Below are 15,291 nucleotides of genomic sequence, written 5' to 3' on the forward strand. Positions count from 1 at the left end.
TATTTAAATATTCTTTATGTAATGTTAAATTTTATTATATATTTAATAAGTATTTTCTATTAATATATTTTGAGGGAAAATCGGATTCAATTATATATAATACATTTATATTTCGTATAATGAAATTATGCAAGTTATAGCATAAAGAATAGTGTTTGTTTATATTATCTTTAAATATTTTAATTTACTTATTTAAGCCAAGTAATATTAATACTTTATCACCTAATAAATTGATCAAGTAATGATAATATTATTAAATTTTACTTGAAATTAATAAAAGATATCATATGATTATTATCAATTGATAAAGGAGTAGATGTTGGCTATTAATTTTTTAGTAGTAAGATAACATAATTTGAAGTGATTCAAGAAATACTACAATTGTTAAAATAAGGTGAGTAATATTAAAATTAGGTTAAGTTTTTTAAAAAGAGTTTAAAAATGTTACAAAATAGAATATACTTGTTACTGGATTATGATATTTAACAATATGTCGAATATTTATATTTTATAGGGAGATGTGATAATATGTTTAATTTAAATCCAAAAGAAGATAAATTCTATAAAATGTTTATAGAAGCTGCACAAAATGTAGAGGAAGGTGCAAAAGTATTAAGAGAAAGCCTAAACTCATTATCCAATATTGAACTTAATGTTAGCAAGATCGAAGAATTAGAACATAACGGTGATAGATTAGTAAATGTTATGGTTAAAGAATTAAATGATTCATTTATAACTCCTTTTGATAGAGAAGACATGTACTTATTGATTAAAAGATTAGATGACATTTTAGATTTAATCAACTCAACAATACATAGATTTGTAATGTTTAACGTTACTGAAAGTACAGAACCAGCAAAATATTTAGCTGATATGATAATAAAATCTACAAAACTCATATCTGAATTAATGGATGAACTTCATTTAATAGCTGGTAAAAATAATATAAATGAAAAGATAGTAACAATAAACCAAATAGAAAGTGAAGTAGATCGTTTATTTAGAAATACAGTAGGTGACTTGTTTAGAAATGAAAAAGATCCTATAGAAATTATAAAATGGAAAGAAATATATCAAATATTAGAAAACACTATTGATAAGTGTGAAAAAATTGCAAATATTGTAGAGGGAGTTGTCATTAAGAATGTTTAGTACTATGACTATAACAGTATTAATAGTAATTACAGTATTAATATTTGACTTTATCAATGGATTCCATGATACAGCAACAGCGGTAGCTACTTCTATTACAACAAGAGCGCTTAAACCGCAAACAGCTATAGTAATATGTGCAATTTTTAATTTCATTGGTGCATTCTCAGGAACAGCGGTTGCAAAAACTGTAGGAGAAAACATAGTAAGTCATAATTCTATGCCTCAATGGGTTATATTAGGAGTTTTAATTTCAGCAATAATATGGAACATAATAACATGGTATTTTGGTATTCCAAGTAGTTCATCTCATGCGTTAATAGGTGCACTAGTTGGTGGCGGAATAGCTTATAATTTGAAATTTGATGTAGTAAATTGGTATAATCTTTTTCATGATGTTGTAATATGGATATTTATTGCACCAATTATTGGTTTTACAGTGGGATACATATTAATGATATTATTAAATTGGATATTAAAACCATTTAAGCCTGGAATAATAAATAAAATCTTTTTGAAATTACAAGTTGTTGCTGGTTCACTTATGGCATTAAATCATGGAAGTAATGATGCTCAAAAGTCTATGGGATTAATAACTATGGCATTATTAAGTGGTGGACTTATCAGTACATTTGAAGTGCCAACATGGGTTATAGCATGTTGTGCTATAGCTATGGCTCTTGGAACAGCATCTGGAGGAAAAAAAATTATCAAAACAATGGGAAGCGGGATGGCAAAACTTACACCAGTAAATGGATTTGCGGCTCAAACAGGAGGCGCAGCTGTAATATTTTTAGCAACACTATTTCACGCCCCAGTAAGTACAACTCACATTATTTCAACAACTGTAATGGGAGTAGGAGCTTCTAAAAGAATTAAATCTGTAAAATGGGGAGTTGCTCAAAATATAGTTTGGGCTTGGATTTTAACTATTCCAATAACAGCAGCTCTTTCAGCATTTATTATATTTATAGCTAAGCTATTTATTTAGGTATTTAAGTAATAAGTTGGAGAAACTTATGTTAAGATCTTATATATGCAATAGATGATATTTTAAAATAATAAACCTATAGATTTCATATAACTGAGATTTATAGGTTTATTTTTATATTATATGAATAATTTATTAATATAAAGATAATCAATCTAATGTTATATGGAGGAAGAATGAACAGTTTGACTTATGAAGAGTTGATACTTCTAGATAATCTGATATATTTAAAATGGGATATAAAAGAAAATGAAAAACTTATAAATCTTGTAGATAATTTATTAAAAAGTGAGAATTTTGACTATCTTATGGAAGCCATTGGAGATTGTATAATAAGAATGGATACAAAAGAATGGATAATGATATTAAATCAAATAAAAGTTAAACCAAATTTAAGTAATCTAAGAATTAAGAATATAAATGATTATAATAATGGAATGGAATATGCCTGCTTTGTAAACGAGGAGGGGAATGCAACAGTAATTTTTAGAGGAACAGCTACAACAAAAGAATGGAATGACAATGGTAAAGGTGCTTATGAATATGATACACTTGAACAAATAGAGGCCTTAAAATATATAAATAACCTTGAATATAGTGATATTACGGTATCAGGCCATTCTAAGGGCGGGAACAAGGCTCAATATGTATCAATATTCTCTCCTAAGGTAAGCAAATGTGTTTCTATTGATGGACAGGGATTTTCGAAAGAATTTATCAGTAGATATGGAGAAGAGATTAGTAAAAACAAGGAAAAAATTATATCTATAAATGCAAAATACGATTATGTAAATTGTTTATTTAATTTGATATCAGAAAAGAATATATATATAAAAACTGAAATCCAGATTAATCCATTTGATTACCACAAGGCAAGTGTGCTTTTAGACGGAAATGGCAATTTAAGAGATGAGACAAATGAAGCTGAATTTTCAAAAATAATTAATTACTTTTCTTCCAGCATAATATCAAATTTACCCGATAATTTAAGATATTTAGTGATAGATGGCATTGTAAATGTAATAGAGCTCATGTTGTGCAGGACTGATGGTAAGGATAATCTATTTAAATCATTAGGCGAGTATTTAATAATGTTTTGCCATGATGGTTGTTCTAACTATAAAGAATTTTTTAGTATAGGATATGCTGTATCAGAGATATTGATCTTACCATTATTGTTTTGGAAGGATTTTGTTATTGTAGAGGAAAGCAATTCAAAGGAATTGCTTAATAATGTAGTAGTAAGAATGAAGTTATTGGAAAGTATGTCGATAAAAAAATTACAAATAATAGATAAGAGCCAAATAGATTTAATACAGAGCATATCAAGTGCAGTTGATGAGCTGATATATAGGATTGAGAATGAGATTTAGAGGTATAAAAAATAGTATTGAAAGAAATGGAGTAAATAAATGATTAAAAATTTATTGACATTATCAGGTTTTGCTTTAATCTCTGCATTAATATATTTAGATAATAAAATTATAAAATTATCTAAATATGAAATAAAAAGTAATAAGATTCCAAAAGAATTTAATAAATTTAAGATAATTCATTTATCAGATTTTCATAACTATAATTTTATCGGAAAAGATAATTTCCAGGTGATTAAAAAAATTGATACTGAAGCTCCAAACATTATCGTTATGACTGGAGACATGGTTAATAAATATGATAAAGATTTTAGCGTTTTTTTTAAGCTAGCAGAAACTTTGAGTAAAAGTTATAAAATATATTATATTATAGGTAACCATGAACAGAGATTAAAAAAACACGATTTAGATTTTATTACAAAAAGGCTGAGTGAATTTAATATAACTATACTAAATGATGAAAAACTCACTATTCAAGAAAAGGGTAGTTGTCTTAATATTTATGGCATAAATATCCCTCTTTCATTTTATAAAACAAGAAATAGGCCTTCAAATATAGAAGAAGTAATTGGGAAAGTATTAAAGAGGTGCGATTCCAAAGAATATAATATATTATTAGCTCATAATCCACTATATTTTAAAGAATATACAAAATTTGACATAGATTTAGTTTTATCAGGACATGTTCATGGAGGAATGATTAGATTACCATTTATAGGTGGAATACTTTCTCCAGAAAGAAAATTTTTCCCTAAGTATAACAGTGGAATTTATACAATAGATACGAAAAAGCTTATTGTAAGTAGAGGAATGGGACATAGTAAACCCGGTATAAGATTATTTAATATGCCAGAAATCTTAAGTATAACTTTAAGAAATGAATCCTAGAAATTTAAAGTTTTTTTAAAATAAACTTAGTTATTTTACTTTGGGAGTTAAAACCTAATTTGGAAATTCCAAGTTATGGAAAGCCCATGGAAGGGAGCGAATTGAGAGAACATCTAAAATATCTCATAGATAATTTAGATGAAATTGCAAGACCTGAGCAAGGAAAATTTGTTTAATTTGATTATTTATACAGTATTGGAAGTATCATTTATATACTAATTAATATTACATATAAAAAACATAATATATTTTTATAAGGTGGGAACAATATAATTACACCCAAATAAAATTAATTTTTTAATTTAAGGAGGTAATTATTTATGGTACATGATAAAGAACATTCAGCAAAAGAGGGTTCTAATAACAGGAGCATAGGTGGATGGATTATAAGATTGGTTTTAACAGTTGTAGTTTTAGGCATAACATCTTTCTTAACACCTGGCTTTACTATTACAGGAATGTGGTCATTTTTAATAGCTGCGGTGGTAATAAGTGTAATAGATTATCTAGTAGAGGCGTTCATGGGTGTTGATGCATCACCTTTTGGAAGAGGTATAAAAGGATTTTTCATAGCAGCAATAATATTATATGTGGCTCAATTTTTTGTTCCAACTATGGCAGTATCTATCATTGGAGCAATTTTAGCTGCTTTAGTTATTGGAATATTAGATGCAATATTGCCCGGGAAAGTAATGTAAATATTTAATAAGTAATAATATTTTCACAATATTAGGGATGATTATTTTATAATCATCCCTATAATTTTGCATCTTGTTTTTTATAAAACATAAATATATAATTTTATATAATTTAGTGCTTAAAAAGGAGAATTTTATGGATATAAATCATATACATCATATTGCGATAATTGCGTCTAATTATGAAGTATCAAAAAATTTTTATGTAAATATATTAGGATTTGAAATAATACGAGAAAATTATAGGAAAGATAGGGATTCATATAAACTGGATTTAAAGATAGGAAGTAGTGAAATTGAACTTTTCTCTATGCCAAATGCGCCTAAGAGACCATCATATCCAGAAGCATGTGGACTGAGACATTTAGCTTTTCATGTAAAAGATATTGAAGAAGTAATAAGAGAGTTAAATGAAAAAGGGATTGAAACAGAGCCAATTAGAATAGATGAATATACAAATAGGAAATTTACTTTTTTTAGTGATCCAGATGGTCTGCCCTTAGAATTACATGAATAAGCACATGAGGCAATAAAAATTATTAAGGAGGGTATTTTTAATGAAGTATGATTTTGAAACACTAGTATCTCGAAATAATGTAGGTGCAAGTAAATGGAATTTGATGAGAAAAATTAATAATGATGTTAGTGAATCTATAGTGCCTTTTTCTGTTGCAGACATGGAATTTAAAAATCCACCAGAAATTATTGAAGGGCTTAAAGAATATATAGACTCTAGTATTATGGGATATACAGAAGCTACATATAAGTATTATAAAGCAGTATGCAATTGGATGGAAAGAAGACATACATGGAATATAGAGAAAGAATGGATTACTGAATTCTCAGGTGTTGTGCCAGCACTATATACAATTGTTAGAGCGCTTACTAAAGAGGAAGATAATGTTTTAGTGATGACACCTGTATATTATCCTTTTTATAAAGCAATTACAGATAATAATAGAAAGATAATAAAAAGTGAATTAATACTTAATGAAGATCATTATGAAATAAATTTTGAAGATTTCGAAGAGAAAGCCAAATTAGAGGAGACCAAATTACTAATTTTATGTAATCCGCATAATCCAGTCGGACGAGTTTGGAGTGAAGAGGAGTTAAAAAATATTGGTAGAATATGTTGTGATAATAATGTTATTGTAGTATCTGATGAAATTCATTTTGATCTAATAATGCCAGGGTTTAAACATACAGTTTTTGCAAATATATCTGAAGAATTTGCGAATAATTCAGTTATTTGTACAGCACCAAGTAAGACTTTTAACTTAGCAGGTCTTCAAGTTTCTAATATTGTTATTAAAAATAAAAAAATAAGAGATAAAGTCAGGTATGAACGTAGAAAGTTTACAGGAAATTTAGGTCTTAATATTTTTGGATACAAAGCATGTGAAATTGCTTATAATGAATGCGAGCAATGGCTTGAGGAACTTATACAGACTATAAATAAGAATAGAAAAGTTGTAGAAGACTTTTTTAGGAGTAATATTCCTGAGGTCAATATAATAAACCTAGAAGGAACTTATTTGCAATGGCTAGATTTTAGAACATTGGAGAAGGATCATAAGGTATTAGAAAAATTTATGATAACAGAAGCGATGTTTTTCTTAGATGAAGGTTATGTTTTTGGCGATGAGGGTAAAGGATTCGAGAGAATAAATTTAGCATGTCCAACAAAGGTGCTTAAAGAAGCATTGGATAGATTATTAGAAGCTGTAGAAAGGTGCTACAGATAGACATGCTAAATATCATCCTTAAGTAATTATCTTATTTAAATTCAATAAAAATGAAACTATATTTATATGAACAATTATTTATAGAAATATAGTTTTAAAGTAATATATGATTAAATTTATCTATGTATATAGAAAAATATGTTTCTATATACATAGGAACATATATAAATATTTATAGGAATAATGCGGGTTAAATAGGATAAAACTTACAATGGTCTTGAAAAAGTATTATAAGGAAGACTATCATAGAAAAAGTACTGGAAAACTATTATTGACAAAAATTATACTATAAGATATCATAAGTGAGAGTTCAAATTTCATGATTAACACTTTAAAGTTAATCATGAAGTTTATGTGAGTTAAAGTAATAATATAATATATAAAAGCAATGAAAAAGAGGAGTAGAAATTTTTGAGCATTAAAAGGAAACTAACTCAGGAGAGTTTAGGAGTACGGTTCTTTTAGCAAGGAAACTCACTCAGACGAGCTGAGGAGTACAGTTCTTTAGCTAAATCATAGATTTAGAAAGAACTAGCAAGAACTAGGAAGAGAGAGGGAGGCGCTGAAAACCCTTATGCAAGAAATTTTGAAGGTAGCTTTTGAGCTTCTTTAGTGAAATAATAGTAGCTAAAGACGGTTTGTCTGAATCGTTATTTAAATTAAGAGTCCATTAATGCAGTAATTCTGTATATGTGGAAATAAAGGTGGTACCGCGAGCTTTCGTCCTTTTGTGATGAAGGCTCTTTTTGCGTTGAGAATCAAAATTTTATATTTGCTTCTTGGAACTTTCACAGTCTGTATTTTATATTCGCTTATTCGAAAGCCAAAAGAGACTGAATGTGAGTCGGATTTAACTTATTAAGACACAGCAATTGCAGTGCATATTCTAAAGAATATATATTCTTAGGAATAAATATTCTTTACAATATTTATTGTTTAGAATATAAAAATTTAACAAGTTAATTGTTAGTTTAACTAAGTTTGGAGGAATTAAAATGTCAGAAGAAATAAAAAATATATCAACTACATATGATCCAAAAGAATTTGAAGATAGGATCTATAAAAATTGGGAGGAGAAGGGATACTTTACTCCAGTAATCGATAAGAATAAAAAACCATATACAATAATCATGCCACCACCAAATATAACAGGTCAACTTCACTTAGGGCATGCATTTGATGATACTCTTCAAGATATGCTTATTAGATTTAAGAGAATGCAAGGATATTGTACATTATGGTTACCTGGAGAAGACCATGCGTCAATTGCGACAGAAGTTAAAGTTGCAAATCAGTTAGCAGAACAAGGTTATGATAAAAAAGAAATGGGAAGAGAAGCATTCCTTGAAAAAGTTTGGGAATGGAGTGACAAGTATAGAGCTACAATAAGAAACCAAGTTAAAAAGCTTGGGGTATCTGCAGACTTTACAAGAGAAGCATTTACAATGGATGAAAACCTTAGTGCTGCTGTAAAACATGTATTTGTTAAGCTTTATAATGAAGGTTTGATTTATCAAGGGAATAGAATAACTAACTGGTGTACACACTGTCAAACAGCATTATCAGATGCAGAAATTGAATATGAAGAACAAGCAGGACATTTCTGGCATATCAATTATCCATTAGCTGATGGAAGCGGGGTTATTGAAATAGCAACAACTAGACCTGAAACATTGCTTGGAGATAGTGGTGTAGCTGTAAATCCTAATGATGAAAGATATAAACACCTTATAGGTAAAACTGTAATACTTCCTCTAGTTAATAGAGAGATTCCTATAGTTGGCGATGAATATGTAGATTTAGAATTTGGAACTGGTGCAGTTAAGATGACTCCAGCTCATGATCCTAACGACTTTGAAGTTGGTAAAAGACACAACTTAGAAATCATAAGAGTAATGGATGATAAGGGAATTATCAATGAAAAAGGTGGTAAATATAAAGGTCTAGATAGATATGAAGCAAGAAAAGCTATAGTTAAGGATTTAGAAGAAGCAGGTCTCTTAGTTAAGATAAAAGATCACGCTCATAATGTTGGAACTCATGATAGATGCGGAACTACGGTAGAACCTATAATCTCAAAACAATGGTATGTTAAGATGGAAAGTCTTGCAAAGCCAGCAGTAGAAGTAGTTAAGAATGGCAAAACTAGATTTGTTCCTGAAAGATTTGATAAGATATACTTCAACTGGATGGAAAATATCCAAGACTGGTGTATTTCAAGACAATTATGGTGGGGACATAGAATTCCAGTATATTATTGTCAAGATTGCGGAGAAATGATGGTACTTGAAGATGCTCCAAAGGCATGTACTAAATGCGGAAGCTCCAATATTAAACAAGATAATGATGTACTTGATACATGGTTCTCTTCAGCATTATGGCCATTCTCAACACTTGGCTGGCCAAACAAAACAGAAGACTTAGAATACTTCTATCCAACAAGTACATTAGTTACAGGACATGATATTATCTTCTTCTGGGTTGCAAGAATGATATTCTCAGGACTTCACTGCATGGGAGAAACTCCATTTAATACAGTTCTTATTCATGGTTTAATTAGAGATTCTCAAGGTAGAAAGATGAGTAAATCTTTAGGAAATGGTGTTGATCCACTAGAAGTAATTGAAACTTATGGTGCTGATGCCTTAAGATTTATGATAGCTACTGGTAATGCTCCAGGAAATGATATGAGATATTATCCTGAAAGAGTTGAATCATCAAGAAACTTTGCAAATAAGATTTGGAATGCTTCAAGATTTGTAATGATGAACCTTGATAAAGAAGTAATGAACAAATATAAAGACTGCAAAGAATATTCTTTAGCTGATAAGTGGATATTATCAGAAATGAATACTTTAATAAAAGAAGTAACAGAAAACATGGAAAAATATGAACTTGGAATTGCTATGCAAAAAGTTTATGACTTTATGTGGACTGAATTCTGTGATTGGTATATAGAACTTGTTAAACCTGTATTCTATGGAGAAGATGAGAAAGCTAAGGGAATAGTTTACAACGTATTAAATACAGTTTTAATTACAGGATTAAAATTATTACACCCAGCTATGCCATTTATAACAGAAGAAATATTCACTCACTTAAGTGATGAGGAAACTATAACAACTTCAGCTTGGCCTGAATTTGACGAAGCTTTAGTAAATAAAGAAGCAGAAGATGATATGGCATTTGTAATTGAAGCTATAAAAGGTTTAAGAAATGTTAGAGCTGAAATGAACGTACCACCTTCAAGAAAGGCAAAAGTAATCTGCTATATAGCTGAGGATGCTAAAAAAGCATTTAACTCAGGTGTAGCATACATTGAAAAGTTAGCTTCTGCATCAGAAGTAGAATTTATTAGTGATAAGGCTAATGTTCCTGCAAATGCTGTATCTCTAGTTGTTAAAGGCGGAGAATTATTTATGCCGCTACTTGACTTAGTAGACAAAGATAAGGAATTAGACAGATTAAATAAAGAAGCAAAGAAACTAGAAGGAGAAATTGATAGAATAGATAAAAAGCTAGGAAATCAAGGTTTTGTTGCTAAAGCACCAGCAGCAGTTGTTGACGCTGAAAAAGAAAAGAGAGTTAAGTATGTTGAAATGTTAGAAGCTGTTAAAGTTAGAATTGAAGCTTTAAAATAATTTTAATGAAATTCAGTAAAAAAGATATTGCTAAGTTCCTTGGAACTTAGCAATATCTTTTTATTTTTTTTAGGTGTTCATATTACGCTGAAAGATAAGGAGGCTATTAGAGCATATAACCCAATATGCATTGAATTATTAACCTCACAATAATTTTAATTATCATATAGTTAGTAAGATAAAAAAGTTAAAAATTTTTGCAAGGTAAGGATATAATAGGAGGATTATTAATATATATAATTCTAGAATAATATATATGGAGGCGTTTGAATTTTGAAAACGAGAAGGCATTTACTTAACTTAATTTTTTGGATATCCTTATCAATCTTATTTAATATTATTATATATTACACACGAGGTGAAACATCAGCAATAGAATACTTTGGTGGTTACATAGTAGAAATGTCGTTAAGTTTAGATAATTTATTTTTATTTCTGATGATATTTTCAAGTTTTAGAATACAGGAAGAATACCAGGAAAGGATACTTCTATATGGCGTTATAGGGGCGATGGTATTAAGGTTAATTTTCATTTTACTTGGCGTAGCTATGGTAAATAAATTTAGTTTTATATTATCTATCTTTGGAGTATTATTGCTACTTAGTGGTGCAAAAATATTTCTTAGGGAAGATGATAATATTCAATTTCATGATAATTTGGCAGTTAAGATTTTAAGAAGGATAATGCCTATAACAAATGTTTTGCATGGAAATAAATTTTTTGTTAGGCAGAATAAGATTATTTATGCTACACCTCTTTTTATAGTACTTTTAATAATAGAATTTTCAGATATTATTTTTGCAATAGATTCAATTCCAGCTATTTTTTCGATAACAACGGATACTTTCATAGTTTATACCTCTAATATTTTTGCGATTTTAGGACTTAGAAGTATGTACTATATATTAGAAAAGATGAATAATATGTTCAAGTTCATGAAATATGGAGTTGGATGTATATTAATTTTTACGGGAATAAAGTTAGTAATATTGTTTTGGGAAATTGAAATTTCAGTTACAAATTCTGTGTTGATTATATTGTCTATTTTATTAGCTAGTATATTAATATCTCTATTATTAAGTGAATTTGATAAGTTTAGAAATTGGTGTAAAAGAAGATTATAGATATTATGAAAAGGGCGCAAAGGCACAATACGAAACTTAACCACAGTCACCTTCGATTTTTTTCTTGAAGAATTATAGAATAAATTTAGTTCAGGGATGTTTTTGTTTAGCATTTAATTAGTCATTTCACTAGAATTAAGATATAATGTAAAGTAAATACATACTATTTAGAATTTGCATTTATAGAAAAACATAAAAGACAAAGAGGTAAGAAAAATGAGCATGACTTATAAAGACGCAATGGATTATATTACAAGCGTGGGGAAGTTTGGATCTAATTATGGACTTGAAAGAACTTTTAGAATTTTAGAGTTACTTGGAAATCCACATGAAAAACTTAAACTTATTCATATTGCAGGGACTAATGGCAAGGGATCAACTACAGCTATGATATCAAAAATATTGATTGGAATGGGATATAAAGTCGGAATGTATACATCCCCATATTTAGAAGAATTTGAAGAAAGAATTCAAATAAATGGAAGTAATATTAGCAAAAAATCATTAGTAGACTTAGTAGAAGAAATTAAATTAGTAGTTAATAAAGTAATTGAAGAAGGATATGAACATCCTACTGAGTTTGAAATCATAACTGCATTAATGTTTTTGCATTTCTATAGAGAAAAAATAGATTATGGAGTAATTGAAGTTGGTCTTGGTGGAAGATTAGATTCTACCAATGTATTAACGCCTAAGGTTAGTGTAATAACATCAGTAAGTTTAGATCATATAAATATATTGGGTGATAATTTAAGAGATATCGCAAAAGAAAAGGCCGGAATTATAAAAGAAAATATACCGGTTGTACTCTATCCTCAAAAAAAAGAGGCAGAAGAAGTAATATTAAAGATAGCGGAAGAAAAAAAATCAAAAGTATATTTTGTGAATGAACAAAATGGAAAATTGGTTGATATCAATTATGATGATTTTTATCAAAATGTAGTTGTTAAAAGTATTAAAAATATATATAAGATTAAATTTCCTTTGCTTGGAGAACATCAAATATTAAATTTGGGAGTTGCTTTAAGTGCAATAGAGGTATTATGCGAGAATGAAAAAATAGAATTAAATACAAGCTTAATTGAGAAAGCTTTACAGGAAGTTGTATGGATAGGAAGACTCGAGGTCTTAAAAAAGAAACCTACGATAGTAATTGATGGGGCACACAATATAGATGGAATTAAAGCTCTTAGAAAAAATATAGAAAAGTATTTTAAATATAATAAATTATACTTATTGCTTGGTATTTTAGCAGATAAGCAAGTAAAAGAAATGGTACAGGAAATAACACCATTAGCTGAAAAAGTTTATGCACTTACACCACATAGTGAAAGAGCTGAACTTAGTGAAAATTTGAAAGAGGAAATATTAAACTATAATTCAAATACTATTGCATTAGAAAGTTATGAAGAGGCTTTTTCTCTAGCGTTAAAAGAAGCTAAGGAAGAGGATTTAATTGTAGTTAGTGGATCATTATACATGATTGGAGATATGAGAAAAATTATAAGAAATAAATTTCCTAATAAGTAGAATTGGGGCACATATATTTTCCGAATTAGTCTAAAAGAATATAAATCAAAAGATTCCGAGGCAAGCTTCGGAATTTTGATTAAAAGGAGTAGTGAAAGTTATATGGTTAAGATAGAAATAGAAAATTACATCAATAATAAGAACTCAATCTATTATGATTTAAAAGAATTTCGTGATAGAAATCCAGATACACTATATAGCTATCAAGACTTTGAAGTGGCTGGAAGAAGGGAATTTAAGATTATTACGAACAAAGTTCGTAAACTTCAGGATTATGAAAAGAATAGGCTAGCTAGTGAGCTAGTAGGACATTTATGTAATTATGCTTTGGATGAAGAAAAATTATCAAGTGTCCATGATTATATTACGTTAAATCCAATCATCGGTTATTATGAAAACTTGATTAAAATCTTCAAAGACTCGATGGAGAATAATAAAGAGATGTTACAAGCAATGAGCAAGAGAGTAAATAATTTACTTAAAGAGAGTTCGTATTCAGAAGCGGTGAAATTAGGGATATTACTTTCGCCTATATGCAGCATTAAAAACTTGAAGGATATATTAAATGTGTTTTCTATTCATAATGAATATATTTTCTATACAATCAAGTCATATGAATATATTGGAAGTTGTAATAATATAATTTTTGAGATTTCAAAAAGATCTAAAGGATATGGGAAGATATTTTGTATAATGAATCTTACTCCTACAACTTATGAGATAAAAAAATGGATGATTGAAAAAGGTTGTGATAATAGTGTTGGCATTACGGAATTATTATCTTACACTATGCTTTCATTAGATCTTCTGAGCTATTTGGAGGATACAAAATTTTCAAAAGAAGAGATTGAAGTTTTTGCAAAATCTTTCAGTACATTGCTTTCAGACTATAGTTTGGATGATATTAAGTATTCAACAAAAGTTTGCAATAAGTTATTAGAAATTATTGATAATATAAGTGGTGGCATATATTCGTTATATGCTGTAGTTTCAATTTTATATTCAATAGAAGCTATTATTATTGATGAATATAAGAATAAAGGAAATTCAAATTCGTATAAGTTAAATAATGATTATAAAGAAATAGTAGATAATTGTAAAAAAATTTGCAAGAAAGAGTTGTGGCATAATGTAATTGCGAATGAAGTTCACAATATAGAAATTGAAAGTAGTGTATTAATAAGTTGTGCAGATAGAACGAAGTACAGATTAAAGAAAAGTGAATTTGAATTAATTATAAAAAGAGATTATACAAATGCACTTTTATATAAATATGCATTTTCCATTGGAAATAAGGCTATAAAAAAATGTGCTTTTAAATTAGGGTTGGGAAAATTACCAATGACTGAAATATTAAGCGGACAGGATGAATTAAAAATAGAAAATTTACTTTATGAGGATATAGCACAAATTTGTTTCTTTATAATTATAAAATATGCACAATATGAAGATTTTATAGATGAGTATAAGGATATTAACTTTCAGGCGCTAAAATCACCTTTAATTGAGACTAGAATTCAAGCGGCTGCAAATCTTCAAAGATTTAAAGACGAGTTTGATTCATTGGATAAAGAAACTATTAAGGACGCTATTAGCACAGAGATTGTTAGTGATGTACGAAGAGCATTAAATTCACTTTTGATTAAATCAAGTAGCAAAAAGAATAAAAAATATGTCCAAATAGATGAGAATATGCATATTGATGCTCATGTTAAAGATATATATTTAACCAGTGTAAACATTGCTGGAACAAGCTACTTTGATATGAGTGAAATATACAATAAATTATTGGAAGAGGATATTGTATATTTAAAAAGAGATTTTGATAATGAATATGATAAAAATGCAATTGAAGTTATAACAACAGAAGGATTTGTAATGGGGTATGTTCCAAGAGACAATAATTTAATATTAAAGAATTTAATAGATAAAGGTAAATATCTTTATGGAAAAGTAGAAGAGATAAGTGAAGATTATAGTGTTATAAAAATTCAAATATATCTAAGTTATAAAGATGTAATTGAGGAAATAACAAATACTTTATCATTACTATCTGGGGAGAGAGAAGACTATTTGCAATAAAAATAGTACGGATTGAAGTTCAATAAAACATAAAAACCATGCATAAGAAAGAAGAGTTTCTTT

General features: G+C 28.3%; 11 protein-coding genes and 1 other annotated feature. All 11 genes read left to right on the forward strand.

Features of this window, described 5'->3' with window-relative positions:
- Positions 1-528: 528 nt before the first annotated feature.
- The 11 genes from KEC93_RS09060 to KEC93_RS09110 all read left to right on the forward strand — a co-directional run bounded on the left by KEC93_RS09060 (position 529) and on the right by KEC93_RS09110 (position 15,228).
- Positions 529-1,152 (forward strand): DUF47 domain-containing protein, encoded by a 624-nt coding sequence (locus KEC93_RS09060; protein WP_011969098.1) that lies wholly within the window; start codon positions 529-531, stop codon positions 1,150-1,152.
- Positions 1,145-2,143 carry an inorganic phosphate transporter gene (locus tag KEC93_RS09065; protein ID WP_011969099.1) on the forward strand — a complete coding sequence of 333 codons (999 nt, stop codon included), beginning with the start codon at positions 1,145-1,147 and terminating at the stop codon, positions 2,141-2,143. Before KEC93_RS09060 ends, KEC93_RS09065 begins: the two co-directional genes overlap by 8 nt.
- Before the next feature lie 176 nt (positions 2,144-2,319).
- On the forward strand, positions 2,320-3,516 hold the full coding sequence (locus KEC93_RS09070) for an Mbeg1-like protein (RefSeq protein WP_011969100.1): 1,197 nt from the start codon (positions 2,320-2,322) through the stop codon (positions 3,514-3,516).
- Positions 3,517-3,555: 39 nt separating this feature from the next.
- Complete coding sequence (locus tag KEC93_RS09075; RefSeq protein ID WP_011969101.1) at positions 3,556-4,404, forward strand: metallophosphoesterase; 849 nt, start codon at positions 3,556-3,558, stop codon at positions 4,402-4,404.
- Positions 4,405-4,724: 320 nt separating this feature from the next.
- Complete coding sequence (locus tag KEC93_RS09080; protein WP_011969102.1) at positions 4,725-5,102, forward strand: phage holin family protein; 378 nt, start codon at positions 4,725-4,727, stop codon at positions 5,100-5,102.
- Between the two features lie 136 nt (positions 5,103-5,238).
- Positions 5,239-5,619, forward strand: a complete 381-nt coding sequence (gene gloA2 / locus KEC93_RS09085; protein ID WP_011969103.1) for an SMU1112c/YaeR family gloxylase I-like metalloprotein — start codon at positions 5,239-5,241, stop codon at positions 5,617-5,619.
- 40 nt (positions 5,620-5,659) lie between these two features.
- Positions 5,660-6,850, forward strand: coding sequence for a MalY/PatB family protein (locus tag KEC93_RS09090; protein WP_077868702.1), 1,191 nt, complete (start codon positions 5,660-5,662; stop codon positions 6,848-6,850).
- A gap of 512 nt (positions 6,851-7,362) precedes the next feature.
- Positions 7,363-7,581: a binding site (T-box leader), on the forward strand.
- A gap of 264 nt (positions 7,582-7,845) precedes the next feature.
- On the forward strand, positions 7,846-10,491 hold the full coding sequence (locus KEC93_RS09095; RefSeq protein WP_077868703.1) for a valine--tRNA ligase: 2,646 nt from the start codon (positions 7,846-7,848) through the stop codon (positions 10,489-10,491).
- 273 nt (positions 10,492-10,764) lie between these two features.
- Complete coding sequence (locus tag KEC93_RS09100; protein ID WP_011969106.1) at positions 10,765-11,616, forward strand: TerC/Alx family metal homeostasis membrane protein; 852 nt, start codon at positions 10,765-10,767, stop codon at positions 11,614-11,616.
- Positions 11,617-11,832: 216 nt separating this feature from the next.
- Positions 11,833-13,146, forward strand: coding sequence for a bifunctional folylpolyglutamate synthase/dihydrofolate synthase (locus KEC93_RS09105; protein ID WP_077868704.1), 1,314 nt, complete (start codon positions 11,833-11,835; stop codon positions 13,144-13,146).
- A 102-nt stretch (positions 13,147-13,248) separates the two neighbouring features.
- The gene (locus KEC93_RS09110) at positions 13,249-15,228 is read left to right on the forward strand and encodes an HIRAN domain-containing protein (RefSeq protein ID WP_077868705.1); all 1,980 of its coding nucleotides are present in this window, start codon (positions 13,249-13,251) and stop codon (positions 15,226-15,228) included.
- The last annotated feature ends 63 nt before the right edge of the window (positions 15,229-15,291 follow it).

Origin of the sequence: Clostridium beijerinckii (assembly GCF_018223745.1) — a bacterium.
Classification (GTDB): Bacteria; Bacillota; Clostridia; order Clostridiales; family Clostridiaceae; genus Clostridium; species Clostridium beijerinckii.